Origin of the sequence: Catellatospora sp. NPDC049133 (assembly GCF_040648455.1) — a bacterium.
GTDB classification, from domain to species: Bacteria; Actinomycetota; Actinomycetes; order Mycobacteriales; family Micromonosporaceae; genus Catellatospora; species Catellatospora aurea.
In genome coordinates, this window is record NZ_JBEZDT010000010.1 from 1 (window position 1) to 25,153 (window position 25,153).

Annotated in this window: 23 protein-coding genes; 15 read left to right on the forward strand and 8 right to left on the reverse strand. The window is 72.1% G+C overall.

Translation table 11 applies throughout. The features are described from left to right. Positions 1–200 precede the first annotated feature (200 nt). The 6 genes from AB0B35_RS13130 to AB0B35_RS13155 all read left to right on the forward strand — a co-directional run bounded on the left by AB0B35_RS13130 (position 201) and on the right by AB0B35_RS13155 (position 8,658). Entirely contained in the window at positions 201–1,973 is a 1,773-nt protein-coding gene (locus tag AB0B35_RS13130) for an ATP-binding protein (RefSeq protein WP_360529656.1), read from the forward strand. 14 nt (positions 1,974–1,987) lie between these two features. Then, positions 1,988–3,151, forward strand: a complete 1,164-nt coding sequence (locus AB0B35_RS13135) for an exonuclease SbcCD subunit D (RefSeq protein ID WP_361044486.1) — start codon at positions 1,988–1,990, stop codon at positions 3,149–3,151. A 103-nt stretch (positions 3,152–3,254) separates the two neighbouring features. Further along, complete coding sequence (locus AB0B35_RS13140) at positions 3,255–5,732, forward strand: SMC family ATPase (protein ID WP_361044488.1); 2,478 nt, start codon at positions 3,255–3,257, stop codon at positions 5,730–5,732. Positions 5,733–5,755: 23 nt separating this feature from the next. Next, positions 5,756–6,706 (forward strand): hypothetical protein, encoded by a 951-nt coding sequence (locus AB0B35_RS13145; RefSeq protein WP_361044491.1) that lies wholly within the window; start codon positions 5,756–5,758, stop codon positions 6,704–6,706. A 109-nt stretch (positions 6,707–6,815) separates the two neighbouring features. Continuing rightward, on the forward strand, positions 6,816–7,739 hold the full coding sequence (locus AB0B35_RS13150; protein WP_361044493.1) for a lytic polysaccharide monooxygenase: 924 nt from the start codon (positions 6,816–6,818) through the stop codon (positions 7,737–7,739). 19 nt (positions 7,740–7,758) lie between these two features. Continuing rightward, positions 7,759–8,658 (forward strand): DNA-3-methyladenine glycosylase 2 family protein, encoded by a 900-nt coding sequence (locus AB0B35_RS13155; RefSeq protein ID WP_361044496.1) that lies wholly within the window; start codon positions 7,759–7,761, stop codon positions 8,656–8,658. A 46-nt stretch (positions 8,659–8,704) separates the two neighbouring features. Here the strand turns inward: AB0B35_RS13155 and AB0B35_RS13160 are convergent, their stop codons facing one another. Next, a complete protein-coding gene (locus tag AB0B35_RS13160) occupies positions 8,705–10,450 on the reverse strand; it encodes an MOSC and FAD-binding oxidoreductase domain-containing protein (protein ID WP_361044498.1) in 1,746 nt (581 codons plus the stop codon). A gap of 140 nt (positions 10,451–10,590) precedes the next feature. Here AB0B35_RS13160 and AB0B35_RS13165 point away from each other — a divergent pair, with 140 nt between their 5' ends. Beyond that, positions 10,591–11,217, forward strand: coding sequence for a hypothetical protein (locus AB0B35_RS13165; protein ID WP_361044501.1), 627 nt, complete (start codon positions 10,591–10,593; stop codon positions 11,215–11,217). Between the two features lie 58 nt (positions 11,218–11,275). Next, positions 11,276–11,824 (forward strand): hypothetical protein, encoded by a 549-nt coding sequence (locus tag AB0B35_RS13170; protein ID WP_361044503.1) that lies wholly within the window; start codon positions 11,276–11,278, stop codon positions 11,822–11,824. 93 nt (positions 11,825–11,917) lie between these two features. On the opposite strand, the gene AB0B35_RS13175 is transcribed toward AB0B35_RS13170, so the two are convergent. After that, a complete protein-coding gene (locus AB0B35_RS13175) occupies positions 11,918–13,255 on the reverse strand; it encodes a helix-turn-helix transcriptional regulator (RefSeq protein ID WP_361044505.1) in 1,338 nt (445 codons plus the stop codon). A gap of 164 nt (positions 13,256–13,419) precedes the next feature. On the opposite strand from AB0B35_RS13175, the gene AB0B35_RS13180 reads away from it, so the two are divergent. Further along, complete coding sequence (locus AB0B35_RS13180; protein WP_361044508.1) at positions 13,420–13,626, forward strand: hypothetical protein; 207 nt, start codon at positions 13,420–13,422, stop codon at positions 13,624–13,626. Between the two features lie 140 nt (positions 13,627–13,766). Here the strand turns inward: AB0B35_RS13180 and AB0B35_RS13185 are convergent, their stop codons facing one another. Both AB0B35_RS13185 and AB0B35_RS13190 read right to left on the reverse strand, forming a co-directional pair. Continuing rightward, positions 13,767–15,443: a pectate lyase gene (locus AB0B35_RS13185; protein ID WP_361044510.1), complete on the reverse strand. Its 1,677-nt coding sequence runs from the start codon at positions 15,441–15,443 to the stop codon at positions 13,767–13,769. Between the two features lie 11 nt (positions 15,444–15,454). After that, on the reverse strand, positions 15,455–17,107 hold the full coding sequence (locus AB0B35_RS13190) for a family 16 glycoside hydrolase (RefSeq protein ID WP_361044512.1): 1,653 nt from the start codon (positions 17,105–17,107) through the stop codon (positions 15,455–15,457). Positions 17,108–17,371: 264 nt separating this feature from the next. Here AB0B35_RS13190 and AB0B35_RS13195 point away from each other — a divergent pair, with 264 nt between their 5' ends. From AB0B35_RS13195 to AB0B35_RS13205, 3 genes are all read left to right on the forward strand, one after another. Continuing rightward, positions 17,372–18,115: an SDR family oxidoreductase gene (locus AB0B35_RS13195; RefSeq protein ID WP_361044939.1), complete on the forward strand. Its 744-nt coding sequence runs from the start codon at positions 17,372–17,374 to the stop codon at positions 18,113–18,115. 120 nt (positions 18,116–18,235) lie between these two features. Beyond that, positions 18,236–19,300, forward strand: coding sequence for an ATP-dependent DNA ligase (locus AB0B35_RS13200; protein WP_361044514.1), 1,065 nt, complete (start codon positions 18,236–18,238; stop codon positions 19,298–19,300). A 62-nt stretch (positions 19,301–19,362) separates the two neighbouring features. Continuing rightward, positions 19,363–20,874, forward strand: coding sequence for an alpha/beta hydrolase (locus AB0B35_RS13205; RefSeq protein WP_361044517.1), 1,512 nt, complete (start codon positions 19,363–19,365; stop codon positions 20,872–20,874). 111 nt (positions 20,875–20,985) lie between these two features. On the opposite strand, the gene AB0B35_RS13210 is transcribed toward AB0B35_RS13205, so the two are convergent. Further along, positions 20,986–21,219, reverse strand: coding sequence for an aldo/keto reductase (locus tag AB0B35_RS13210; protein WP_361044520.1), 234 nt, complete (start codon positions 21,217–21,219; stop codon positions 20,986–20,988). Positions 21,220–21,226: 7 nt separating this feature from the next. Here AB0B35_RS13210 and AB0B35_RS13215 point away from each other — a divergent pair, with 7 nt between their 5' ends. Then, the gene (locus tag AB0B35_RS13215) at positions 21,227–21,373 is read left to right on the forward strand and encodes a hypothetical protein (RefSeq protein WP_361044522.1); all 147 of its coding nucleotides are present in this window, start codon (positions 21,227–21,229) and stop codon (positions 21,371–21,373) included. A 118-nt stretch (positions 21,374–21,491) separates the two neighbouring features. On the opposite strand, the gene ligD is transcribed toward AB0B35_RS13215, so the two are convergent. Continuing rightward, the gene (gene ligD / locus AB0B35_RS13220) at positions 21,492–22,526 is read right to left on the reverse strand and encodes a non-homologous end-joining DNA ligase (RefSeq protein ID WP_361044525.1); all 1,035 of its coding nucleotides are present in this window, start codon (positions 22,524–22,526) and stop codon (positions 21,492–21,494) included. Between the two features lie 29 nt (positions 22,527–22,555). Here ligD and msrB point away from each other — a divergent pair, with 29 nt between their 5' ends. Continuing rightward, the gene (gene msrB / locus AB0B35_RS13225; protein WP_361044527.1) at positions 22,556–22,960 is read left to right on the forward strand and encodes a peptide-methionine (R)-S-oxide reductase MsrB; all 405 of its coding nucleotides are present in this window, start codon (positions 22,556–22,558) and stop codon (positions 22,958–22,960) included. A 65-nt stretch (positions 22,961–23,025) separates the two neighbouring features. Here the strand turns inward: msrB and AB0B35_RS13230 are convergent, their stop codons facing one another. Continuing rightward, positions 23,026–23,292, reverse strand: a complete 267-nt coding sequence (locus AB0B35_RS13230; protein ID WP_361044529.1) for a type II toxin-antitoxin system RelE/ParE family toxin — start codon at positions 23,290–23,292, stop codon at positions 23,026–23,028. Further along, positions 23,289–23,576 carry a type II toxin-antitoxin system prevent-host-death family antitoxin gene (locus AB0B35_RS13235; protein ID WP_361044532.1) on the reverse strand — a complete coding sequence of 96 codons (288 nt, stop codon included), beginning with the start codon at positions 23,574–23,576 and terminating at the stop codon, positions 23,289–23,291. The genes AB0B35_RS13230 and AB0B35_RS13235 overlap by 4 nt, the downstream gene beginning before the upstream one ends. A 110-nt stretch (positions 23,577–23,686) precedes the next feature. Between AB0B35_RS13235 and AB0B35_RS13240 the strand changes: the two genes are divergently transcribed. After that, complete coding sequence (locus AB0B35_RS13240) at positions 23,687–25,141, forward strand: SigE family RNA polymerase sigma factor (RefSeq protein ID WP_361044534.1); 1,455 nt, start codon at positions 23,687–23,689, stop codon at positions 25,139–25,141. Positions 25,142–25,153 lie beyond the last annotated feature (12 nt).

Here is a 25,153-nt window from a genome sequence, read left to right on the forward strand (position 1 = left end):
TCAGCGCCACCAGCAGCATCAAGCCGCCGCCGATGCCGGAGGCGGCCAGCGCCCGCAGTCAGACCTCACTTCTCGCCCGACGACGGCGATCATGACCGGCCCGCGCCGCGCGCGAGATCGGCGCCAGCAGATGTCGTGGTGGCGACACGGGGAGCGGCACCGGTCACTGCGAAGGGCTCGGAACGGTGGCTTTGTCGTTGGTGACCGCTAGGGTTCGTCGGGTGAGCGAGGAGCAGCCGGGAACGCCGGTCGGGCGGGTGCTGGGCACCGAGGACGCGAGTCCGCTGACCTTCTGGGTCGCGGTCGCCGAGGGGTCATACCTGCAGCTGGACGACGTGGTGGTGACCCAGCGGCCGCTGCCCGACATCGGCATGGTCACCATCGCCGGGGTGGTGACCAGCGTGCGGGCCCGCCACGAGGGCGCGAGCTTCGACTCCGACGTGTTCGCCATCGCCGAGGGCATGCTGCCCGCGCAGGTCCAGGAGGCGGCCGAGGTCACGGTCACCCGGGTCGAGCCCGAGGTGTACGTGCCGCCGCTGCCCGGCGCGGTCGCCTTCCGGGCCCAGGGCGAGTCCCGCGACAGCGCGCTGTCGTTCGACCGCATGCACCGCCGCCTGCCCATCGGCACCGGCCGCGACGGAGCCCCGGTCTACCTCAACGCCGACTTCCTCGACGGCAGCCGGGGCGCACACGTCTCCATCTCGGGCATCTCGGGCGTGGCGACGAAGACCAGCTTCGCGACCTTCCTGCTCTACTCGGTGTTCCGCTCGGGCGTCTTCGGCGGCGACGCGGTCAACACCAAGGCGCTCATCTTCAACGTCAAGGGCGAGGACCTGCTGTTCCTCGACCACCAGAACACCCGTCTGGACGAGCGCACCCGCGCGCAGTACCACAAGCTCGGCCTGGAGGCCGCGCCCTTCCCGCAGGTCAGCGTGTTCGCCCCGGCCCGGGCCGGGGACCCGACGGGCAGCCCCGACGTGGCCAGCCGGCTCACCGGCGTGGACCCGTTCTACTGGACGCTGGCCCAGTTCTGCGCCGACCGGCTGCTGCCGTACGTGTTCGCCGACGCCGACGACGAGCGGCAGCAGTACACGATGGTGGTGCACTCGGTCACCGCGCACCTGGCAAAGCACGCGGTGCCCAGCGACGGCGGCATCACCCTGGACGGCTTCCGGATCAACAGCTACGAGCAGTTCGTCGACCACCTCGTCGAGCAGCTCAACGACGAGGACACCCGGGGCCAGTGGGCGGGCAGCTCCATCGGCGTCGCCACGGTCAACGCGTTCGCCCGTCGGCTGATCAACAGCAAGCGCGACCTGGGCCGGCTGATCCGCGGCGACCTGCCGGAGCGCCGCGCGCACAGCATCTCCACCGCGGAGAGCTCGCAGGTCACCGTGGTCGACCTGCACAACCTGCCGGACCGGGCGCAGCGCTTCGTGGTCGGTGTGACGCTGAAGACCGAGTTCGAGCGCAAGGAGAAGGCGGGCACGGCCAAGCCGCTGCTGTTCGTGGTGCTCGACGAGCTGAACAAGTACGCGCCCCGTGACGGCTCCAGCCCGATCAAGGACGTCCTGCTCGACATCGCCGAGCGCGGCCGTTCGCTGGGTGTGGTGCTGATCGGCGCGCAGCAGACCGCCTCGGAGGTGGAGCGGCGCATCGTCGCGAACTCGGCGATCCGCGTCGTCGGCCGGCTGGACCCGGCCGAGGCCGGCCGCCCGGAGTACGGCTTCCTGCCGCCCGCGCAGCGCCAGCGGGTGCTGCTGGCCAAGCCGGGCACCATGTTCGTCGGCCAGCCGGAGATCCCGGTGCCGCTGGCGGTGGAGTTCCCGTTCCCGGCCTGGGCGACCCGGCCCGGCGAGGCCGGACCCGCGCCCCGGGCGACGCTGGCCAGCATGGTCAGCGCCACCGACCCGTTCGCGGTGGTCGGCTCGGGCGCGCGCAACGGTTTGGCCGACGACGAGATCCCCTTCTGAGGCGAGGACTGACGATGCGGATTCTGCACACCTCCGACTGGCATGTCGGCAAGGTGCTCAAGGGCCGCTCCCGCACCGGGGAGCAGATCGCGGCGCTGCACGCGGTGGTCCAGATCGCGAAGGCCGAGCAGCCCGACCTCGTCATCGTCGCCGGCGACCTGTTCGACGTGGCCGCGCCGTCGCCGGAGGCCACGAAGATCGTGACCCGGGCGCTGAGCGCGCTGCGCGCCACCGGGGCCGAGGTCGTCGCGATCGCCGGCAACCACGACAACGGCGCGGCGCTGGACGCGCTGCGCTCCTGGGCCGACGCGGCAGGAATCAGCCTGCGCGGCCGGATCAGCGAGAACCCGGCCGACCACATCGTGTCCGGCACGACCAAGAGCGGCGAGGCGTGGCGCTGCGTCGCGCTGCCGTTCCTGTCCCAGCGGTACGCGGTGCGCGCGCTGGAGATGTTCGACCTGACCGAGGCGCAGGCGCAGGCGACCTACGCCGATCACCTGGCGCGGCTGATGGCGCGGCTGGCCGAGCAGGCGTTCGGCGAACCGAACACCGTCAACCTGCTCACGGCGCACCTGACCGTGGTCGGCGGGACCATGGGTGGCGGCGAGCGCGACGCGCACTGCATCCTCGGCTACGCCGTGCCGTCGTCGGTGTTCCCGAGCAACGCCCACTATGTGGCGCTGGGCCACCTGCACCGGGCGCAGCTGCTGCCCGGGGCGTGCCCGGTCCGTTACAGCGGCTCGCCGATCGCGGTGGACTTCGGCGAGCAGGAGAACCGCCCCAGCGTGACCATCGTCGAGGTGACCGCCCAGACGTCGGCGCAGGCCCGCATCGTGGAGCTGCCCAGCGTCACGCCGCTGCGCACGCTGCGCGGCACGCTGGAGGAGCTGACCGCGCAGGCCGAGGCACAGGCCGAAGACGACGCCTGGCTGCGGGTGTACGTCGCCGAGCCGCCCCGGGCCGGGCTGCGCGAGCAGGTGCAGGAGCTGTACCCGCGGGCGCTGGAGATCCGGGTCGACCCGTCGATGCTGCCCGACGCGGCGACCCGCTCCGCCCGGCCGCAGCGCTCGGGCCGCAGCGCCCCGGAGCTGTTCTCGGACTACCTGACCCACCGCGGCCACGAGGACACCGCGACCAAGAACCTGTTCGACCGCCTCTACACGGAGGTCGCCGGATGAGCGAGCCACGGGCCGACGCCGCCGGACGCGGCAGGGCCGACGGGCGGGCCGCCGCCGGCGCGCCGGGTTCGCGGTGCGGTGTCATCACGAGGGAGGTCATGGCATGAGGCCGCTGCGGCTGGATCTGCGCGGGTTCACCGTGTTCCGGGAGCCGACCACCGTCGACCTGACCGACTGCGACTTCTTCGCGCTGGTCGGCCCCACCGGGTCGGGCAAGTCGACGCTGCTCGACGCGATCTGCTTCGCCCTCTACGGCACGGCCCCGCGCTGGGGCGGCGGCCGCAGCGTCGCGCACGCGCTGGCCCCGTCGGCCACCGAGGCCGCGGTGCGGCTCATCTTCGAGGCCGGCGGCACCCGGTACGCGGCGACGCGGGTGGTGCGACGCGACGGCAAGGGCCGGACCGCGACCCGGGCCGCGGGGCTGCAGGCGCTCACTCCGGGCTTCGACGCGTCCAGCCTGGACGGCGAGGACCTGCTCGACGAGCTGGGTGAGGCCCTCGCGGGCACGCCGGGCGAGCTGGACCACGCGGTCGCGGACGTGGTCGGGCTGCCGTACGACCAGTTCATCAAGTGTGTGGTGCTGCCGCAGGGCGAATTCGCCGCGTTCCTGCACGCCCGGCCCGCGGAGCGGCAGGAGATCCTGGTCCGCCTGCTCGGCCTGGACGTCTACGACAAGATCCGGGAGAAGGCCGGTGTGCTGGTCACCGAGGCCAACGGCAAGCTGGCCGCGACCGAGCCGGTGCTGAAGGAGCTGACCGCCGCCGCTTCCGACGAGGCGATCGAGGCCGCCGAGGTTCGCGTGGAGCAGGCTCGCGTGCTGGCCGCCGACGTCGACGCCGCGCTGCCGGAGCTGGTCGAGGCGCAGCGCCGGGTCGAGCAGGTCAGTGCCGAGGCGACCGCCGCCGAGCAGCGGCTGCGCCTGCTCACCGCGGTCGCCGCGCCCGCCGGGGTGACCACGCTGGCGCAGACCGCCCGTGACGCCGCGGCCGCCGCGCAGGACGCCGCGATCGCGGTCGGCGCCGCCGAGGAGTCCGAGGAGAAGGTGCGCGCCCAGCTGGAGGCCGCCGCCGACCCGACGGTGCTGCGCGGCCTGCTGGAGGCGCACGCCGAGAACTCGCGCCTGGCCACCCAGCTGTCCGAACTTGACGCCGCCGCGTCGCAGGCGCAGCAGCTGCACGACTCCGCGCTCGGCGCGCAGCAGACCGCGGTGGCCCGCCAGGCGCAGGCCGAGCGGGCGCTGGCCGAGGCGCAGCAGGCGCTGCAGGCCGCGCAGACCTCCGACCGGGCCGCCTGGCTGCGCCGGGACCTGAAGGCGGGACACGCCTGCCCGGTCTGCACCCAGCACGTGGCGACCGTGCCCGCGATGCCCGACCAGCCCGCGATGACCGCTGCGAAGAAGGTCGTCGAGCAGGCCGAGCAGGCCGTGGCCGCCGCCCGTGCCGGTCGGGAGCAGCTGGATCGCAAAGTCAACGAGGCGAGCGTCCGGCACGCGAAGGCGTCCGCGCAGCGCGAGCAGCTGGCGGTGCGGGCCGCCGAGGTCGCCCGGGTGTTGCACGGGGCGGCCCCGGTGCCGAAGTTGCGCGAGCAGCTGACCGCCGCCGAGGCGCTGCGCCGCGAGCTGGCCATGGCGACCACGGCACTGCGGGCGGCGCGGGAGGCGCAGCGGCAGTCCGCCGGCTTCGCCCAGCAGGCCCAGGACCGGCTGTCGGCGGGCTGGCGCTCGTTCGACGCGGCCCGTGACACGGTGACCGCGCTGGTCCCGCCCGCCGCCGACCGCGACGATCTCGCCGCCGCGTGGCGCGCCCTCGACGGCTGGGCCCGGGAGCAGGCCGCCGCCGCGTTGACCGCGCGTGACGGCGAGCGGGGCCGGCTGGCCCAGGCCCGCGAGCACGCGGCCGGGCTGGTGCACCGGCTGGACGAGCTGTTCGCCGCGGCCGAACTGCCCCGGCCCGGTGCCGGGGAGCACCAGCGGGCCGCCGCGGTGACCGTGGAACGCATGGCCGCCGCCCGGGACACGCTGCTGGAACGGCGCGCCCAGGCCGAGGCGCTGCGGGCGCAGCGGGCCGTGGTCGAGACCGACCGGCAGGTGGCCACGGCGCTGGCCAACCACCTGCGGGCCAACAACTTCGAGGCGTGGCTGCTGCAGGAGGCGCTGGACGCGCTAGTGGACGGGGCGTCGGCGATTCTGCGCGAGCTGTCCGGTGGGCAGTACGACCTGATCCACGAGGACCGCGAGTTCTTCGTGGTCGACCACCACGACGCCGGGCTGCGGCGCACGGTGCGCACGCTGTCGGGCGGCGAGACGTTCCAGGCCTCGCTGGCACTCGCACTCGCGCTGGCGGACCAGCTCGGCGGCCTGTCGCCGACGGCGAGCCTGGAGTCCATCATGCTCGACGAGGGTTTTGGCACATTGGACGCGTCCACCCTGGACACCGTCGCCGCGACGCTGGAGAACCTCGCTGCCACCGGCGATCGCATGGTCGGGGTGGTGACGCACGTCCAGGCGCTGGCCGAGCGCATCCCGGTCCGGTTCGAGATCAGCAAGGACGCCCGTACGGCCCGCGTGGAGCGGGTCGGATAGACGAGAGCTGGTAGACAGATCTCATGAAGTTCCATGTGGACGCCTGGGATCCCGGCTTCGGCGCCAGTCTCGACGGCGCGGAGCGCGGGCCGGCCGAGGCCAGCAGTGCCAAGCTCGACCCCGAGATCGAGCTGCCGGCGGCGGACTGGCGACCCCTGGAGACCCCGCCGGGCGTACGCGCGCCCGACGTGGTGCTGCTCGTCGACGGCGTGCGCCGCACCGACGCCCGGCTGTGGATCGAGGACCACGACGGGGTGACCCGCCCCGGCCTGGCCAGCTCTTACGCGGCAGGGGTGGTGCGCTGCGAGCGCTCGACCGGAGCCAGCGTCACCGGCGTGAAGGTGGAACGCACCCTGTTCACCGCAGCCGAGCAGCCCTCCGACGTCGACGCGGGGCAGGCGGCCCGCTACCGCGCCGAGACCGTCCTGAACGCGGACGAGAAGGACCTGTCGAACCGCCTGCAGGGGGCCCTCACCGAGCTGGAGATCGAGGTGTCCCGGCAGCTGCGCGAGGACGGCGATCTGCTGATCGTGGACGGGCCGCTGCGCAGCCGCGACGCGCTGCCGCGCACCCTGGGCTACATCAAGACCCAGCAGAAGCAGTACCTGCCCGATCGCCTGATCAGCGTGGTGGCCGCGCTCCAACCCGCGCAGCGCACCCCGGTGTTCCGGATCACCGGCGTGTACGAGCGGCTCACCTGGTATCTGCGCCTGCCGCACGGCGGCAGCTCCCCGTGGGCGGGCATCGTGCGCGTCGAGTGCTCGGCCGAGGTGCCCGAGCACCAGGCCGTCGCGCTGGCCGAGCTGTCCACGGCGACGATTCCCCGCTTCGCCTCCCTGCCGTACAAGGACCCGCGCGCCCCGCAGAATCTGGTGCCCATCGCCGGGCTGGAGAAGAAGCTGCGCCACCTGCTCGGCGACGGCAAGCTCCTGCACCGCTCGCTGGCCCTGGCCGCCCAGCGCACCACCGCCTGAGCCACGGCAACGGTACGGACACGGCCATTGATCGCCGTGGACGTGAGGCGTAAATTCATCTCTTAGTAAAGTTTCCTTATTGGAATACTTCCACAGAGAGGTGGAACGCATGCGCGCCGCAACCCGCGCTGCCCTCGCCACGACGGTCCTGGTCCTCGCCCCGACCCTCGCCGTGGTCACCCTGATCACGCCAGCGGCGAGCCACGGGACGATGGTCACGCCCGCCAGCCGCGTCTACACGTGTTACCTGGAAGGCCCCGAGTCGCCCGACACCGACGCCTGCAAGGCCGTCGTCGCGCTCGGCGGCACCCAGCCGCTGTACGACTGGAACGAGGTGAACATCGCCAACGCCGCCGGGCAGCACCGCAGCATCATCCCCGACGGCAAGCTGTGCAGCGCCAACCGCAGCAAGTACGCCGGGCTCGACCTCGGTCGCGGCGACTGGCCGACCACCACGCTGCCCGCGTCCGGGGCGTACAACTTCCGGGTCCGCGCCACCGCCCCGCACCTGGGCACCTGGCAGCTTTACGTCACCCGGCCCGGCTACCAGCCAACCACCCCGCTGCGCTGGGGCGACCTGGAGGCCAGCCCGTTTTTGACCGTCACCAACCCGGCGGTGACCGACGGCTACTACAACCTGTCCGGCACGATCCCGTCCGGGCACCCCGGCCGCCACCTGATCTACATGATCTGGCAGCGCTCGGACAGTCCGGAGGCGTTCTACTCGTGCGCCGACGTGGTGATCGGCGGCACCGTCCCGTCGCCGTCCGCCTCGCCGAGCACGTCCCCCAGCGCCTCGCCCAGCGCGTCTCCCAGCACGTCGCCGTCGCCGAGCAGGTCGCCCAGCGCGTCCCCGTCGGCCTCGCCGAGCGCCAGCCCGACCGGTTCCTACCCGGCCTGGGCGCCCAACGTCGCCTACACCACCGGCGCCAAGGTGACCTACCAGGGTGTCGTTTACACCTGCCGGCAGGCACACACCTCGCTGACCGGCTGGGAGCCCGCCACCACCCCCGCACTGTGGCTGGCCGCCTGAGCGTGGCAGATTCGATGCCGTGACCGAGCGACACGAGCTGCCTGAGCGATACGACATCGCCGGCACGCTCGCCCAGCTCAGCCTCGGCCGGCACGATCCCTGCTCACGCTGGGTCGACGGCGTCTACTGGCTGGCTGCCCGGACCCCCGAGGGTCCGGGCAGCCTGGCGCTGCGCGCCGCCGGCGGGTTCCTGCACGTCGAGGCGTACGGCGAGGGCGCCGGCTGGCTGGCCGAGCGGGCCGACGCCATCGCCGGGCTGCGTGACGACGTCACCGGGTTCGCCGCGTTGTCGAAGGCGCACCCGCTCGTCGCCCGGCTCGCCCGCGAGCACGCCGGCCTGCGCCTGCCCGCGACGCGCCTGGCGTTCCCCCGGCTGCTGCGGGCGGTGTGCGAGCAGAAGGTCACCGGCACCGAGGCGTACCGCGCGTACTCGGCGATCGTGCGCAAGCTCGGCACGAAGGCCCCCGGCCCGGTGGAGAACCTGTGGCTGCCGCCCGACCCGGAGGTCGTCGCCGCCACGCCGTACTACGAGTTCCATCCGCTGGGCCTGGAGCAGCGCCGGGCCGACACGCTGCGGCGGGTCGCCGCCCAGGCCGGCCGGCTGGAACGCCGCCCCGACAGCGCCGCCCTCACCGCGCACCTGCTGACCATCCGGGGCATCGGCCCGTGGACGGCGGCCGAGACGGCGGCCGTCGTCTTCGGCGACCCCGACGCGGTCAGCGTCGGCGACTTCCACCTGCCGAACTTCGTCTGCTACGCCCTGGCCGGGGAGCCCCGGGGCACCGACGCGCGGATGCTGGAGTTGCTCGCCCCGTTCGCCGGGCACCGCGGCCGGGTCTGCCACCTCATCGAGGCCTCCGGCATCGGCGCGCCGAAGTACGGCCCCCGCATGCCGATCCGCAGCTTCAAGTCGTTCTGACCCGCTCCGGCTCCGGCACTTCAGGCCGGACGCACGGGCCGCCGCGTCACAGGTCGAGGGCGAGCTCTGAGGTCGGCTCGGAGCAGCAGATCAGCAGGTTGCCGTCGCCGGGCTCCTCGACGGGCTCGGGCGAGTACGCCACCTGCCCCGACAGCAGGCCGCTCACGCAGGTGTGGCACACCCCGGTCCGGCAGGACCAGCGCACCGGCACGTCGCACGCCTCGGCGAATTCGAGCAGGCTGGCGTACGCCGGGCTCCACGGCACGGTCAGCCCGCTGCGGACGAAGGACACCGCCGGACCCGGACCCGGCGCGCCCTCCGGCGCGTGCGGCGGACGGACCGGCGCGGCGGCGATGCCGGGCGTCAGGCCCGCCTGCGCGCCGAACAGCTCGCTGTGCACCCGGCCCGCGTCGAGCCCCAGCGCGCCGAGTTCGGCGGTGACGTCCTGCATGAACTCCGTCGGCCCACACAGGTAGGCCGACGTGTCCGGCGGCAGGCCGAGCCCGCGCAGCACGGCGGCGGTGATCCGCCCGGCGCTGGTGAAGTCGCGGTCCGGCCGGTCCTGCGGGGCGGGCCGGCTGTAGCAGATGTGCACGTGCGCGTGCGGCAGCCCGGCGAGCAGTTCCCGGCTCTCCGCGGCGAAGACGTGCTCGCTGCCGTCGCGCGCCCCGTGCACCCACCACACCGCGCGGTCCGGCTGCGACGCGACCAGGGCGTGCAGCATCGCCAGCACCGGCGTGGCCCCGATGCCCGCCGACAGCAGCAGCACCGGCCCGTCGCCGGATTCCAGCGTGAACGTGCCGCGGGGCGCCGCGACCTCGACGACCAGCCCGGGGCGGGCGTTGGCGCGCAGGTACGTCCCCGCCGCGCCGTGCGGCTCCTGCTTCACGCTGATCCGGTACACCGCGTCGCCGGGGGTGCCCGACAACGAGTAGCTGCGCACCAGCGGCCCGCCGGGGCCGGGCAGCCGCAGCGTCAGGAACTGGCCCGGCAGCGCCGCGGGCAGCGGTGACCCGTCGGCGGCAGCCAGGTGCAGCGAGAACACGTCCCGCGTCTCCTCGTCCAGTGCGGTGACGGTCAGCGGCCGGAACCCGGTCCACGCGGGCGGCGCGGCGGCCGTCTCCAGCCCGGCGTTGCCCTCCTGCCCATCGGCCTGGTCGAGCAGGCCCCGCATGGAGGCCTGCCAGCCCGGACTGAGCGCCGGGATGCTCAGCGCCCGCGCGGCGTCGGCGCGGGAGTGGCCCGGCAGGTACAGCAGGGCGTCGAGTTCCGCCACGGTCATCGCCTCGGGCCCGGTCGACAGCTTCACGATCTCGTCGCCCGCCTGCACCAGCCCTTCGGTGATCACCCGCAGATAGAAGCCGGGCCGGTGGTGCGCGACCATCAGCGCCGCCATCCGCGGCTCGTTCATCCGCATCCCGACGCGGTAGCAGGTCACTCGCGGCTGGGTCACCTCCACGACGGCCCCGCCCACGCGGTAGCGGTCGCCGACGCACACCTCGTCGTCGGGCAGCCCGTCCACGGTGAAGTTCTCGCCGAACTGGCCGGGCACGAGGTCGTCGCGGCCCAGCACCTTCGCCCAGTATCGGTAGGAGTCCCGCTGGTACACCAGCACCGCACGCTGCTCGCCGCCGTGGCCGCCGAGATCGCCCTGGCCGTCGCCGTCCAGGTTGAGCCGCCGCAGCATCACCGGGCCGTCCACAGGCCGTTTCCACACCCCGGTGTGCACGGTGCGCCCGCGCCAGTCGACATCCTTGGGCAGGCCTACGCTCACCGTCAGCAGGGTGGCCACCCATCGAACCTACAAGCCGGGCGTACGCCCGGTGCCCGCTTCGCCGATCCCGGCCGGATCGCCGTGTCCCCCTCGTCCGGCCTGGTCGCGCCCGAAACGGCCTCGCCGACCGGCCCGGCCGGGCGTCTACGATGCCGGACATGGCACTTCTGTACCGCGCGGACATCAAGCCGACCAAGCTCGAACTGATCGACTCCTGGCTGCCCACCCGTCCCTGGTACCAGGGACCGGCGCAGCCGGGCGTGCAACGGGTGGCCGCATGCCGCTTCGACGACCCCGACGGCGAGGTCGGCGTCGAGACGATCCTGGTCCAGGCCGGCGACGGCCCGGTGCTGCACGTCCCGCTCACCTACCGGGGCGCGCCGCTGCCCGGCGGCGAGCCGTGGCTCGTCGGCACCACCGAGCACTCCGTGCTCGGCAAGCGCTGGGTGTACGACGCCACCGGCGACCCGGTGTACCTCCAGGCCCTGGCCACCGCCATCCTCACCGGCGGCGGCGAGGCCGAGGAGTTCGTCGACGCCGACGGCCGGCAGGAGAAGCGCGCCCCGGCGATGACGCTGCGCGGCAGCGGCGCCCCGGGCACGGCCGTCCCGACGGTCGGCCCGATCGAGCAGAACACCGACGGCGACCCCACCCGCATCACCACCGCCACCGTCGACCTGACCGTGCACCGCGTGCTCGGCTCCACCGCCGGCGGCGGGCTCACGCTCACCGGCTCATGGGACGGCGGCTCCCCGACGATCCTGGCCGAGGCGACACTGCGCTGATCCGGTCTCCCGCACGCGGGCGATGGCGCGCCTTGCCCGCGTGCGGTATCCACAAAGGATGTCTGCACCGGAGAACACCCGGACCCGCCGTTCCTGGGGCGCCGCCCAGTGGACCTTCCTCGGCGTCGTGCTGGCCGCCCTCATCGGCGTGACCCCCGCGCTGCTGGACCGGCTGCTGCCCGACGACTCCCCCACGGTCACCGGCTCGTCCCCGCCACCGGCCGCTTCGCCCTCGGCCTCCCCGTCGCCGGTCGCCTTCCAACTGACCAGCGCCACACAGGTGCCGCAGTGCGCGGACCTCACCGGGTACGGCACCAAACCGCCCGGCCGGGAGGTCGGGCTGTTCATCCAGGTCCCCGGCGACAGCAAGTACTACTGGGAGAAGATCATCACCTTCGACGGCGACGCGTGGCGGGCCGACCGGGTGGTGATCGGCGCGCCCGGCGACGCCGGCAAGGACTTCAACCTGGTCCTGGTCCCGATGTCCGTGCAGGCCGTCGTCGAGTTCCGCAAACACGACGGCACGCCGTACGCCGTCGACAACCCACCGGTCACCCCCCTCACCACCCTCCGCGTCACCCGCACCACCAACCTCGGCTCCTGCTGACCCCCACCCGCGTTGATCATGAACTTATGGCAAGGTTCGACGGCGCGTCCCTGCCACAAGTTCATGATCAACGCATTTGGCCGACGGGTGCGGTCAGGCGCTACCGGCGGCCGAGGCCGAGAGCAGGCGCAGGCGCGCGGTCTCGGCCTCGGCGGCGCGTCCGCCGTGGGCGCCGAACGTGGCCGCGGTCTCGGCGAACCGGCGACGCAGGCGGCCTGACGTGATCCCGCCGAACAGGCCGAGCGCCTGATCGGCGGTGCGCGAGGCCTCGACCGGCTCCCCCGCGATGGCCAGCGCTTCGGCGAGGCTCAGCAGGTCGAGCGTCCGGTTGCGAGCGTGGGCGTCGCCGCGCAGGGCGATCGCGCGCTCCAACCGCTCGACGGCGTGAGCGCAGTGCCTGGCATCGGTACGGGCCAGGTCGACGTACCCCGCCCCGGTCAGGCTGTAGAGCTCCGCCTCCGTCACGTGCTGCCCACCCCACTCCGGCGCGGCGGTCCCGTCGCTCCTCGCGAACTCGTCCTCGGCCTGCCCGACCGCGCGCCGCACCGCCGCCGCGTCGCCGCGCTGAGCGTTCGCCCAGGCCTCGATGCAGTGCTGATTGGCCCGCTCGCCGGGAGTCAGGACGGCGGCGGCCGCCTGCCGCGCGGCGGACAGCAGTCCGAGGGTCTCCTCCGGCCGGCGCAGTTCGATGTTGTGCCCGGCCATGCGCACGATCAGGTGGCCGCCGAGGTGCCGGTCGCCGGACGCGTTCGCCGCCTGCAGGCCGAGTTGGTACATCCGTCCCGCGTAGTCGTGCAGTTCGACGTCACGGGCGACGTACGCCCCGAGGCCGGCCAGGTCGGCGATGCATTCCAGCAGCAGTGTGCGGGTAGCCCCGTCACGGGCGGCGCTGTGCATCATGCTCGCCCTCTCCAGCAGGGCGGCGACGTGCCTGCCCAGCCCACCGCCCCCGTGGCGGCGCACCCAGGTCCGGTACAGGCCGGTCGCCTCGCGCAACTCGGCGACGTGCTCGGCGGTGACACGCGCGGGCAGGTCCACGCCGTGCGCGGTGCCGACCGGCCAGCCCGCGACCACGAGGCTCGCCGCAGCCAGCTGACGAAGCATCTCCCGCCTGTCCACGGCGCCCTCCTCGCGCTCGGCTGCGTCGGCCACGGCGGCGGCGACCGGTTCCGCGGGGGTCACCGCGCGGCTTCGCGCACCTGCCGCCGCCCGCTCCAGGTCGACCAGGGGTAGGCCGAGCGCGGCGGCGAGCAGTTTCAGCGACCTGGCGTTCGGAACGCGCCGACCGCGTTCGTACCGTGAGACCTCATTCTTCGTGATCGTCACCCGCCCGGACAACGCGCACAACTGCTCGGCGAGCCGCTCCTGGCTCTGACCGAGCTGCCGCCTGCGATGGGTGATCAGCGCGCCGAGCGGCTCCGGAACCGTCATCGGAGCTTCCTCCCCATGGGTCGTGCCTGGCCTACCACGTGTCGGCGGCCTACTCGGTGGCCCACGACAACCACCGGCAATCGCCATAGCCTCATTGACCTAGTACATACGAGCGTCCATTCACGACACAGATACGATTGCTGTCAATCCAGCGAAGGAGTGACATGGATGCTCCGATCCCGGCAGCGGACTTCCTGCGGTACGCCAAGGCTCAGGCCGGCTACGGCGCACACCTGCTGGCCACGCACCGGCGTGACCTGAGCGGCTGCTGCTGCCATTGCGGCCGCAGTCACCCTTGCGAGCGGCGCGTCCATGGGGCACAACTACTGGCGCACTATGCCGACTGGCCGCCCGAGCCCGACTCCGCCTGACGGCACGAAACTCCTGCCGACCGCCGGCAGGTGAGGTGGCGGGCGCGGTCCCGTGGCTCGCGCCCTGCGGCGAACCCGCCCGCCACCGATACGACGTCGAACCGCGAGGGGGCGGACGCCGACCCGCCCCCTCGACCGGATCAGCTGGGTCCCGCGCCGGCGATGACCGCTGCCGGAACGGTGGACGGGTTGGCGACGGCGTAGGCGTAATAGGCACCCGGGTCGGCCACGGTGCCGGAGACCTCGCAGGGGCCGGAGCCGGTGAATATGTTGTTGCGCTGGACGAGGCGGCCGGGGCCGCTGTCGGCGTACCCGCTCGCGGAGAAGCACGGGAACGGCACGTCCTGGAAGTAGTTGCCCTCCAGGAGTACCCCGCCGTCCTGGGTGGACGCGACGCCGTACAGCTCGTTGCCCAGGAAGTAGTTGTTGTAGACGTGCACCGGGTCGCCCCAGCGCACCCGGGGGTGGCGCTGGCGGCTGTGGTCGAAGAAGTTGTGGTGGATGGTCACCTTCAGGTGGCCCACGTCCTCGCTGGCGCTGCCGTCGGAGTGGCCGATCAGCATCGACTTGTCGGTGTGGTCGAAGTGGTTCCAGGACACGGTGACGTACTCCGCGCCGCGCACGATGTCGATGGAGCCGTCGACCGGCGCGACGAAGCGGTTGTGGTCGATCCAGACGTGGTGCGAGTTCTGGCCCACGTTGACCGCGTCGTCCTCGGCATTGATGAAGGTCAGGTTCCTGACGATCACGTTGTACGAGCGGTAGAAGTCGAACCCGCCCCCGTTGATCGTCGCGTTGGAGCCGAGCCCGACGATCGTCTTGTTCGGGCGTACTCCCCGCTTGCTGTCGATCGTGATCGTGCCCTGCACCTGGATGATCATCGGCCCGATGGTGTCGATGGCGGCCAGCAGCTCCGCGGTCGTGTCGACCACGACCGTCGGCCCGCCCACGCCACCGTAGGTGCCGTTCTGGCCGAGCGCGTTCACGCTCGCGAAGCCGTCGGCCTGGTTCGGCGGCACCGGCCCCGGGCTGGTGCTGGGCGACGGGCTCGGCGGCCGCGACGGCGACGCGCTCGGACTCGGGCTGCTGCTCGGACTCGGCGACGCGCTCGCCGACGGGGACGCGCTCGGGCTCGCCGAGGGCGACGGCCCGGGACTGGCGCTGGCGCTGGGGCTCGGCTGCGGGCCGGTGCCGCTGTCCACGGTCACGTCGTCGAAGTACGCGCTCGCGTACGACGCCGTCAGCCCGACCCGGCCGCCCGCGAAGGTGCCGTCGGTCGCGCTGACCAGCGTCGTGCCATTGACCGCGCCCGACAGCGACGAGCCGCTGACCCGCAGTGCGAGCGTGTACCAGCTGCCCGTGGCGACCGGCACCGGCGCGCTGGCCAGCGTCGTCACGCCGCCGCCGGAGACGCGGCGCAGTTGCGCCGTGCCGCCGCCGGTCAGCACCAGGGCGTAGAAGCTGGTCATGTTCTGGGCGCGGGCGACGACCCCGGCCGCCCGGGTGCTGTTGCCGAACGCCGTCGGCTGCACCCTGGCCTGCACCGTGTAGTCGGTCCAGGATGTCGAACCCGCCTGGGCCTTCGCGTCCGCGCCGGTGCTCGACTGGCGGTAAGCCTGCCCGGACACCGACCAGCTGCCGCCCGAGGTCGACCAGCCGCTCGCGTTGCCGTCGGCGAAGTCGTCGCCGAACAGGACGGCCGCGTCGGCCCGGCTGACCGCGACGGCGCTGACCGCCACCGTCGCGGCGAGCACGGCCGTGGCGACCCAGGCCCGGCGCGCCGCACTCAGCCCCCGAGGAGCTGCGCTCTCGCTCATGGCGTACCCCCTCAGATCTTTCCGACGCCCGCGCCCGCCGGGACGATCGCCGGCACGGTCGCCGGGTCGTCCACGGTGTACGGGTAGTACGTCGCCGGGTCGGTGACGGTGCCGCGCACCTCGATGGGGTGGTTGCACTCGACGAGGATGTTGTTGCGCTCGACCATGCGGCCCAGCGGCCCGCTGAACTCGACCCGGCCCGGGTTGTTGACGCTGTAGAAGTAGTTGCCTTCCACGAACAGGCCGGACTCGTTGGTCGACGCGATGCCGTAGCTGTTGTCGAAGTAGTAGTTGTTGTAGACGTGCACCAGCGGCGAGAAGCGCACCCGCGGGTTGCGCTGGTCGGAGCGGTCGAAGAAGTTGTGGTGGTAGGTGACCCGCAGCCGGCCGGTGTCCTGCGCGCCGTTGGCGTCGTCGTGGCCGACCAGGGTCGTCTTGTCGTGGTCGTGGAACCTGTTCCAGGACACCGTGAGCAGGTCGGAGCCGCGCTTGATGTCGAGCGCGCCGTCGCCGCCGTCGGACAGGTCGTTGTGGTCGATCCAGATGTGGTGCGAGAACATCTGGACGTTGATCAGGTCGTCGGACGCGCCGCTGATCGACAGGTTCCGGATGATGACGTTGTGCACGGCGTTCGCGGGCGGTGAGGTCACCGCGTCGCTGATCGGCAGGCCGATGTTCAGCCCGCCGCCGACCAGGCGCGCGGTCGAGCCGAGCCCGACGATCGTCTTGTCCGAGGTCACGTTGTGCATGCCGTCGCTGGTGCCGGTCGGCAGCGTGATCGTGCCGGACACCTGGATCGTGTACGGCCCGGTGCGCGCGATGTAGTCGAGGAACTCCTCGGTCGTGTCCACGGTGACGGTCGGGCCGCCTGCCCCGCCCGTGGTGGTGGCCTGGCCGTATCCGGCGACGGTGGCGAACCCGTCCGGCTGCCCCGGCCCCGGCGGATTCGGCGGCGGTCCGCTCGGGCTGGGGCTCGGACTCGGGCTCACACTGGGGCTGCTGCTGGGCCGCGGGCTCGCGCTCGGGCCGCTGGAAGCGCTCGGGCTCGGCGACGGCCCGCCCGCGTCGGCGACGAGCACGTCGTCGAAGTTCGCGGCCGCGTTGTAGGTGGCCACGCCGATCTGCCCGGTGGCGAACTGCGCGTCCGTCGCGGACACCGACGCCCCGCCGTTCACGCTGCCCTGCAGGCTGGTCCCGCTGACCGTGAGACTCAGCGTGTACCAGGACCCGGTGGTGACGGTGACCGCAGCGCTGGCCAGGGTCGTGGACGACCCACCGACCAGCTTCTTCAGCTCCACCGTGTGGTTGGTGCGCAGCGCCAGGTAGTAGTAGCTGGTGTTCGACTGCGCCCGGGCCAGCAGCGCGGCGAACCGGTTCGAGCCGTTGACCGCGGTCAGCTTCACCCGCGCCGTGACCGTGTAGTTCGCCCAGGCCGTCGAACCGGCTCGGGCCCGGGCGTCGGAACTCGTGCCCGTCTGCCGCAGCACGGGCGTGCCGTCGGTGGTGACGGACCAGGTCCCGCCGGACGTGGTCCAGCCGGAGGAGTTGCCGTCGTCGAAGTCGTCGTTGAACAGGGTGGCGGCGTTGGCGGTGCCCGCGTACAGCAACGCCGCCGCCACCGTGGCAGCCACCGCGGCGGTGGCGAGCCGGGAACGTACCTTCATGCGCCTTCCTTCCGCGAGATCGGGACGTCAAGAGATCGAAACATCGATGCAACTCGACGTTCGTTCCGCGAGCATAGGAAAGCGCTTTCCCTCCCCGCAACCCCTCCCATGTGCAGGTTTGTTGCAGCCCCCGCCCTACCACCGCCGCGTTGATCATGAACTTGGGGACGTGTTCGACGGCGTGTCCCTACCTGCCGCCGTGATCACCGACTGGGGGCGCTCGGTTGACCTCAAGCGCGGTGGAGGTGGTGGGATCTCGGCATGATGACCTTCGAAGGGCTGCGGGTGGCGGTAACGGGCGCGGGGCGGGACACCGGGCGGCTGCTCGCCCGCGAGTTCGCGGCGCGGGGCGCGCACGTGTACCTGTCCGCCCGGAACGAGGCCGCCGCCGCGGCGACCGCCGACCTGATCAACCGCGAGGGGCCCGGCAGCGCCGAGGCGTACCGATGCGACCTTGCCGACCCCGCGTCGGTACGCGGGTTCGCCGCCGGCCTCACCGCGCGAACCGGGCACCTCGACCTGCTCGTCAACAACGCGGCGGCGTACGCGGACGGCCCCGGCCTGGAAGACGTTCCCGACGACGCCATCGTGTCCATGATCGCCGGCGCGGCTACCGGCACCACGTTGCTGGTCAAGCATCTGCTGCCGCTGTTGCGGGCCTCGTCGCGTCCCGACATCGTCAACCTGGTCTCCGGCTGCGGCGAGACCGGCCACCACCGCTCGACCGCCCACCCCGCCTTCTACGCGGCGAAACACGCGCAGGCCGGGCTGGCCGACATCCTGTCGTACCGGCTGCGCCCCGAAGGCATCCGGGTGATCTCGCTGTACCCGCCGGACTTCGTGCAGGACGGGCCGCGCACCGCGGACTCGATGCTCACCGCGCGCTCGGTCGCCGACTGTGTGCTGTTCGCGGTGGGCCAGCCCCGGGACTGCTTCATCCGCGAGTTCCGGTTCGAGCAGGAGCAGGCGAGCCTCAACCCGGTCGCACCGGACGGGCGGACTGACTGAACGCCGCGCATTGCGTGATCATGAAGTTGTGGACACGACACGCCGCCGAGCCGTGCCACAGGTTCATGATCAACCAGGAGGTTCGGCGCGGGGTGGGCGGTTTGCTGGTTGACTGGGGGTATGGATTTGCCGGTTAACCCCCCTGTGGAGCCGATGCTGGCCAAGCCGGTGTCGAAGATTCCCGATGAGCCGGGTATGACGTTCGAGCCCAAATGGGACGGGTATCGCTGCATCGTCTTCCGTGACGGTGACGAGGTCGAGCTGGCCAGCCGGGGCGGTAAGACGCTGACGCGATACTTTCCCGAGGTCGTGAATCTGGCGCTGAAGCAGTTCCCGGCCCGCTCGGTGATCGACTGCGAGCTGGTCTGCATCCGCCGCGACGCCGACCGCATCCCCCGCCTCGACTTCGACATGCTCAACCAGCGCATCCACCCGGCGGCCTCCCGGGTGAACAAGCTGTCCGTGGAGACCCCCGCCGACGTCATCGCGTTCGACCTGCTGGCGCTGGACGACCGGTCGCTGATGGACCAGCCGTACGCCCAGCGCCGCGCCCTGCTGGCACAGGCCCTCGCCCACGTCGAGCCGCCCGTGCACCTGACCCCGGTCACCACCGACGCGGACACGGCCCGCACGTGGTTCACCGAGTTCGAAGGGGCGGGCCTGGACGGTCTCATCGCCAAGCCCGCCGACATGCCCTACTCCCCCGGTAAGCGGCTCATGTTCAAGATCAAGCATTCGCGTACCGCGGACGTGGTGGTGGCCGGCTTCCGGTACCACACCTCCGGGCCGGTGGTCGGATCACTGCTGCTCGGCCTGTACGACGACAGCGGCGTCCTGCACCACGTCGGCGCGAGTTCGGCGTTCACCGCGGCACGCCGAGCCGAGCTGCTGGACGAACTGGCTCCCTACCGCAACCCCGGCGAGCACACGTGGGGGTCGGCGACGGAGGGCCAGCGCGTGCCGGGTGCGCCCAGCCGATGGAGTGGGGGGAAGGACCTTGGCTTCGAACCGCTACGCCCCGAACTCGTGGTCGAGGTCGGCTACGACGCGATGGAGGGCGACCGCTTCCGGCATACCGCCCAGTTCAAGCGCTGGCGGCCGGACCGCGACCCCCGGTCCTGCACCTATGACCAACTCGACCGTCCTATCAGCCTCAACGTCGACGAGGTACTGCGTACCCCGTAGGCTCGGGCGGATCCGTTCCGGGGGGAGTGAACACGCTCGTGCGACTCAGGCTCAATAAGAGGGTGGCGGGCACCGCCGTCGCGCTGCTGACATCGGCACTGACGACCAGCGGCTGCATACTGCCGCTGCCCGACTTCGGCGGCCGCCCGGAGGCCGCGGCCGTCAGCCCCGAACCGGGCTGGCGGCTGTGTCCGGAGATCGCCGCGGACCTGCTGGGCAAGGCGCCGTCCGGCTACACCTTCGAATGCAAGACGGTGAAGGTGCCGCAGGACTGGAACAAGCCCGACGACGGCCAGACCTTCGACATCGAGGTCATGCGGGCGCGGGCCACCGACCAGCGCGACCGCATCGGCGCGCTGATGGTCAACCCCGGCGGCCCGGGCGCGTCCGGCGTCGACCTCGCGGCGTACCTGACCCTGGGCCTGCCCGCGGAGATCACCCGGCGCTTCGACATCGTCGGTTTCGACCCGCGCGGCGTCGGCCGGTCCACCCCGGTCGACTGCTACACCGACGCCGACCTGGACGCCACCTTCGCCAGCCAGCCCGACCCGGTGACGCAGGACGAGTTCGACGAGGCGCTCGCGCTGACCAAGAAGATGGCCGACGGCTGCAAGGCCAAGTACGGCGACCGGCTCGGCCTGTTCGCCACCGTGCAGGCGGCCCGGGACATGGAGGCGATCCGCCTGTCGCTGGGCGAGGGCAAGATGAACTACCTCGGCTACTCCTACGGCACGCTGCTCGGCGCGGTGTACGCGCAGCTGTACCCGAAGGAGATCCGGGCCATGGTGCTCGACGGCGCGGTCGACCCGCTGCAGACGTCGATCCAGTCCTCGGAGAGCCAGGCGATGGGCTTCGAGCGCGCGTTCGACAACTTCGCCGCCTGGTGCGCCAAGAACAAGAACCAGTGCCCGATCGACGGCGACGCCCGCGCGGTCGTGGAGAAGCTCATGCAGGAGGCCGACACCAACCCGGTCGGCAATCCCGACGGCCGCAAGGCCACCGCCGGCTGGATCTTCTGGGGCGTGGTGTCGTCGCTGTACACCCAGGCCCGCTGGCCCGACCTGGGCCAGGCCCTGGCCGACCTGCAGGACGGCAAGTCCGAGGCGATCTTCGCGCTGGCCGACTCGTACGCCGACCGCGACGCCAACGGCGAGTACACCAACCTGTTCGACGCGAACGCCGCGGTGAACTGCGCCGACGACGCCAAACCGGCGAGCGTGGAGGAGATCCGGCGGCTGCAGTCGGAGTGGCGGCAGAAGTACCCGCTGTTCGGCGCGCCGCTGGCGGTGGGCATGATGACCTGCTCGGTCTGGCCCGCCAAGCGCGAGCCGTACCCGACCGGCAAGGCCGAAGGGGCGCCGCCGATCCTGGTGGTGGGCACCAAGGGCGACCCGGCCACGCCGTACGAGCAGACCCAGAAGCTCGCCGACATGCTCGGCGTGGGCGTCGTGCTCACCTGGGACGGCGAGGGCCACACCGCCTACCCGGAGACGCGCTGCATCAACAAGCACGTCAACGACTTCCTGATCAACCTGGTGGTGCCGCCGCCGGGCACGGTGTGCCCACCGCAGTGAACCCGTGGCAGCACGACGGGGCCCCGCCACGCGTCATCGATGGCGGGGCCTCGTCGTGTGCACGGCTATTCGCCGCGATGACGACGAAGGGCTGTCCACGGACGCTGCCGGTCAGCTCCGCAGGTCGGCAAGGTCCTGGTCGGTGAGGTCGAGGCGGTCGGCCGCGAGGTTCTCCGCCAGGTGATCGAGCGAACCGGTGCCCGGGATCGCCAGCACCGACGGTGAGGTCGCCAGCAGTGCGGCGATCGCGACCTGCGCCGTCGTCACGCCCAAGCGGGCCGCGACGGCGTCCAGCCGGTCCGCGTCGAGGGGGCGGGCACCGCCGCCGAGCGGGAAGTTCGGCACGCGGGTCATGATCCTCGCCGGCCGGGAGACCCCGGCGGGCCGCGAATACACGGTGACGACCGCGCAGACCCTGGTCGACGGCGTGATCAAACTGGAGGCCGACTCACGGTTCCAGGCCGGCATGCGCGCGGCCGAGCTGGGCCTGCCCGCCTGAGACCGCGCCGCCGCTCATGATCGTCGGACTTGCCCGGCACCTGTGCGTATCTTGAGCGCGTTTTCCCCCAGGTGCCTGGCAAGTCGAGCGATCATGAGCGCGGCGCGGCGCGGCCTGGTCAGCCGTCGGCCTGTTCGACGGGGTCCTTGGCCCGGCTGGGCTGCACCCGCATCGGCTCGCCCGGCATCTTCGGGTAGTCCGGCGGGTACGGCATCTCGCCGAGCTTGCGGTCGCGCTCGTCGCGGTCCCACCACTCCAGCAACGTGCCGAGATCGTGCCGCACGTCGTCCATACCCGCGTAGAGGTCGCCGACCTCGGCCAGCCGGGCCGGCACGGTGCGCAGGTCGAAGTCGTTCGGCTCGACCTGGGTCAGCTCGTCCCAGGTGACCGGGGTGCTGACGGTCGCCCGGGGGTTGGCGCGCAGCGAGTACGGCGCGGCGATGGTGCGGTCGCGGGCCATCTGGTTGTAGTCGATGAAGACCTGCTCGCCACGCTCCTCCTTCCACCACGCCGTGGTGATCAGCTTCGGGTCGCGCCGCTCCAGCTCGCGGGCGAACGCGATCGCCGCCCGGCGCGCCTCGACGAACGACCAGTCCGGCTTGATCCGCACGTAGATGTGGATACCCCGCCCACCGGAGGTCTTCGGGTGACCGACCAGGCCCGCGTCGTCGAGCACCGTACGGGCCAGCCCGGCGACCTTCACCGCGTCGGCGAAGTCGGTGCCGGGCTGCGGGTCGAGGTCGATGCGCAGCTCGTCGGGGTTCTCGGTGGCGGGTGCGCGGACCGGCCACGGGTGGTACACGATGGTGCCCATCTGCGCGGCCCACAGCAGGGCGGCGGGCTCCTTCGGGCACAGCTCGTCGGCCTTGCGCCCGCTCGGGAACTTGATCTCCGCGGTGGTGATCCAGTCCGGGACGCCCCGGGTCGGCACCCGCTTCTGGAAGAACATCTCCCCGTCGAGCCCGTCCGGGAAGCGCTGCAGCATGGTGGGCCGGTCGCGCATGTACCGCAGCATGGGCTCGGACACGGCGAGGTAGTACTCGAAGACGTCCTGCTTCGTGAAGCCGCGGTCCGGGAAATAGATCTTGTCCGGGCTGCTGAGTCTTACGGAACGGTTACCGACCTCGTACTCGAGCGCTGGGGCCTTGGGCATGGCCCGACGCTACCGCGTACGGTCGAGGCATGGAGCAGAACGTGAGCCGGTTGAGCGAGGACGAGTGGCGCGTGCGCCTCAACCCCGAGGAGTTCCGGGTGCTTCGCCAGGCGGGCACCGAGGCCCCGTGGAGCGGCAAGTACGTGGAGACCAAGACCCCGGGCACCTACCGCTGCCGGGCGTGCGGCGTCGCGCTGTTCGACAGTGTGACCAAGTTCGACAGCCACTGCGGATGGCCGTCGTTCGACGAGGCCATTCCGGGGACCATCCGCTACATCGAGGACCGGTCGCTGGGCATGGTGCGGGTCGAGGTGCGCTGCGCCAATTGCGACTCGCACCTGGGGCACCGGTTCGACGGTGAGGGCTTCACCGCCAAGGACGCCCGCTACTGCATCAACAGCATCTGCCTCGACCTCGAAGAGCAGCCGAGCTAGCCGTCACCGAGACGGGACGTGCCCACTCCCCCGACCCGGGTATCGGGCACGTCCCGTTGGGCGGATCACCGGCTGCGGTAGACGGTGGATCGTCGCTGCACGTTGGCCACCTCCACCACCACGCGCTCGTCATGGATCGCGTAAATGATCCGGTACTCGCCCCGTCTCGCGGAGTGCAGTCCGGCCAGCTCCGCGATCAGCGGCTTGCCGACACGGTGCGGATTCTCGGCGAGTGGGCCGGCGCAGAATTCGAGCACGGCCCAGGCGATCCTCTCCGGCAGCTTGGCCATGTCTCGTCGCGCCGCCGCTGTGAACTCGACGCGATACGTCACTCCCCGGCCCCGGTCCGCGAGCTGCGGGCTTCGAGATCGCGCCGGATGTCGTCGATGCTGAACCGCTCCGGGTCCACGAGCGCATCCCTGATCTCCGCTGCGATGCCTGGTTCAGAGAGGATCTCCAGCGTCTCCTGCAGAGATTCAAGATCGTCGTATGAGATGAGCACCGCCGCGGGTCGCCCGTTCTTCGTGATCACAATCCTTTCATGGGTTGTCTCCACGGAGTTGACGAGCGGTGACAGGCGGTCTCGTACCTCGGCGAGTGGCAGCGTGGTCGTCATGTACAGAATTATGGCGCTGTCGATGGGCACGTCGCAACCAGCCCGGAGAGGGGCAACCGGTTCCCCGGTCCACCCGGTAGAGGTTCCTGACGACGGCGACGGGAGCGGGGATGGCCGAGACGGCGGAGTTCGACGAGTTCGTGACGGCGCGATCGCGGCACCTGCTGCGCGTCGCGCACCTGCTCACCGGAGACCACGGGCTGGCCGAGGACCTGCTGCAGACCGCGCTGGCCCGCTCGTGGTCGGCGTGGCGGAGGCTGGACGGCAACCCGGAGCCGTACGTGCGGCAGGTGCTGCTGAACACGTACAACTCCTGGTGGCGGCGGCGCTGGAACGGTGAGCGCCCCACCGACCTGCTGCCCGAGCGCGCCGGGGCCGCCCCGCAGGCGGCCGTCGACGAGCGCGACCAGGTGTGGCGGGCGCTGTCGCGGCTGTCCCGCCAGCAGCGCACGGTGCTGGTGCTGCGCTACTTCGAGGATCTCAGCGAGGCCGACATCGCGCAGCTCCTGCACATCTCCCCCGGCGCGGTGAAGAGCCATGCGGCCAAGGGCCTGGCCCGGCTGCGCCTGGACCCCAGCCTGCGGGAACTGCCGCACCCCGAGGCCGAGGACGCCCCGGCCGGCAACGAGCGGCTGGCCGCCGTGCACGGCCGGATCGCGCAGCGCCGCCGCAACCGCATCGCGGCGGTCGCCGCAGCGTGTGTCGTGGTCCTGGCCGCCATCGCCGGGTACGCCGTCGCGCCGCACCTGCGCAGCCGCTCCCTGCCCGACCCCGCGACCTCGGAGCGGCCGGGACCGCGCTTCCTCGACGGCCGCCGGGTGCTCGCCGCCACCGCGGGCGGGTTGACCCGCAGCGAGGTAGTGACCGTGACCTGGACCCCGGAGTCTGGTCAGGACCTGGACATCTTCGTCGAGTGCTTCCACGACCTGCCGGGCTCCTCGGTGCACGTCTCGGTGAGCGTGAACGGCGAGCAGTACCGTTCCGCCACGTGTGACGACTCCCGGCGGATGGGTCTGCGGGTGGACTGGTTCGACCTGAGGGCCGAGGCCGGCCGGGCGGCGGTCGTCGAGGCACGGGTCAGCGGCGTCTGCCTCAACCGGCAGACCAGGCGCGGACAGATGGTCGAATTGGTCTGCCGGCCTGCGCCGATGCCGCAGTCGGGCACGCTCGTGGTCGGTATCGGTCAGCCCGTGCCCTTCGACGGCTACCCGCTACCCGCCCCGCCGGCCGAACTGCCCGCCCTGGAGCCGCTCTACGAGCGGCGGACCAACACCGTGCTGCTGCGGCCCGGCGCCGAGAGCGTCGAGCTGGTCTGGCTCGGGCCGCTCGCGGTCGATGCGCGCGCCCAGACACCGGGACGGCTGCACATCCACGTCGACGGCAGGGTGGTGGGCACGCTGGACTTCTGGGACTACGAACAGGACGACGCGGGCCTGTACCACCCGGCTTACGGTGAACCGGACCCCGGCATAGCCCGCGGCACCAAGGTCACCATCACCGTCGTGCCGGACCGTCTGGCCGGGGACTGGTTCGCCGAGGTGCAGTCGGTCGGACCGCCCCTGTGACCGTCGGGTGTG

Coding starts and splice junctions, on each gene's coding strand:
- AB0B35_RS13185 (WP_361044510.1), bottom strand. CDS start 15,443: ATGAGCGAGAGCGCAGCTCCTCGGGGGCTGAGTGCGGCGCGCCGGGCC.
- AB0B35_RS13140 (WP_361044488.1), top strand. CDS start 3,255: ATGAGGCCGCTGCGGCTGGATCTGCGCGGGTTCACCGTGTTCCGGGAG.
- AB0B35_RS13180 (WP_361044508.1), top strand. CDS start 13,420: ATGGATGCTCCGATCCCGGCAGCGGACTTCCTGCGGTACGCCAAGGCT.
- AB0B35_RS13145 (WP_361044491.1), top strand. CDS start 5,756: ATGAAGTTCCATGTGGACGCCTGGGATCCCGGCTTCGGCGCCAGTCTC.
- AB0B35_RS13235 (WP_361044532.1), bottom strand. CDS start 23,576: ATGACGACCACGCTGCCACTCGCCGAGGTACGAGACCGCCTGTCACCG.
- ligD (WP_361044525.1), bottom strand. CDS start 22,526: ATGCCCAAGGCCCCAGCGCTCGAGTACGAGGTCGGTAACCGTTCCGTA.
- AB0B35_RS13195 (WP_361044939.1), top strand. CDS start 17,372: ATGACCTTCGAAGGGCTGCGGGTGGCGGTAACGGGCGCGGGGCGGGAC.
- AB0B35_RS13190 (WP_361044512.1), bottom strand. CDS start 17,107: ATGAAGGTACGTTCCCGGCTCGCCACCGCCGCGGTGGCTGCCACGGTG.
- AB0B35_RS13200 (WP_361044514.1), top strand. CDS start 18,236: ATGGATTTGCCGGTTAACCCCCCTGTGGAGCCGATGCTGGCCAAGCCG.
- AB0B35_RS13165 (WP_361044501.1), top strand. CDS start 10,591: ATGGCACTTCTGTACCGCGCGGACATCAAGCCGACCAAGCTCGAACTG.
- AB0B35_RS13170 (WP_361044503.1), top strand. CDS start 11,276: ATGTCTGCACCGGAGAACACCCGGACCCGCCGTTCCTGGGGCGCCGCC.
- AB0B35_RS13240 (WP_361044534.1), top strand. CDS start 23,687: ATGGCCGAGACGGCGGAGTTCGACGAGTTCGTGACGGCGCGATCGCGG.
- AB0B35_RS13215 (WP_361044522.1), top strand. CDS start 21,227: ATGATCCTCGCCGGCCGGGAGACCCCGGCGGGCCGCGAATACACGGTG.
- AB0B35_RS13150 (WP_361044493.1), top strand. CDS start 6,816: ATGCGCGCCGCAACCCGCGCTGCCCTCGCCACGACGGTCCTGGTCCTC.
- AB0B35_RS13135 (WP_361044486.1), top strand. CDS start 1,988: ATGCGGATTCTGCACACCTCCGACTGGCATGTCGGCAAGGTGCTCAAG.
- AB0B35_RS13175 (WP_361044505.1), bottom strand. CDS start 13,255: ATGACGGTTCCGGAGCCGCTCGGCGCGCTGATCACCCATCGCAGGCGG.
- msrB (WP_361044527.1), top strand. CDS start 22,556: ATGGAGCAGAACGTGAGCCGGTTGAGCGAGGACGAGTGGCGCGTGCGC.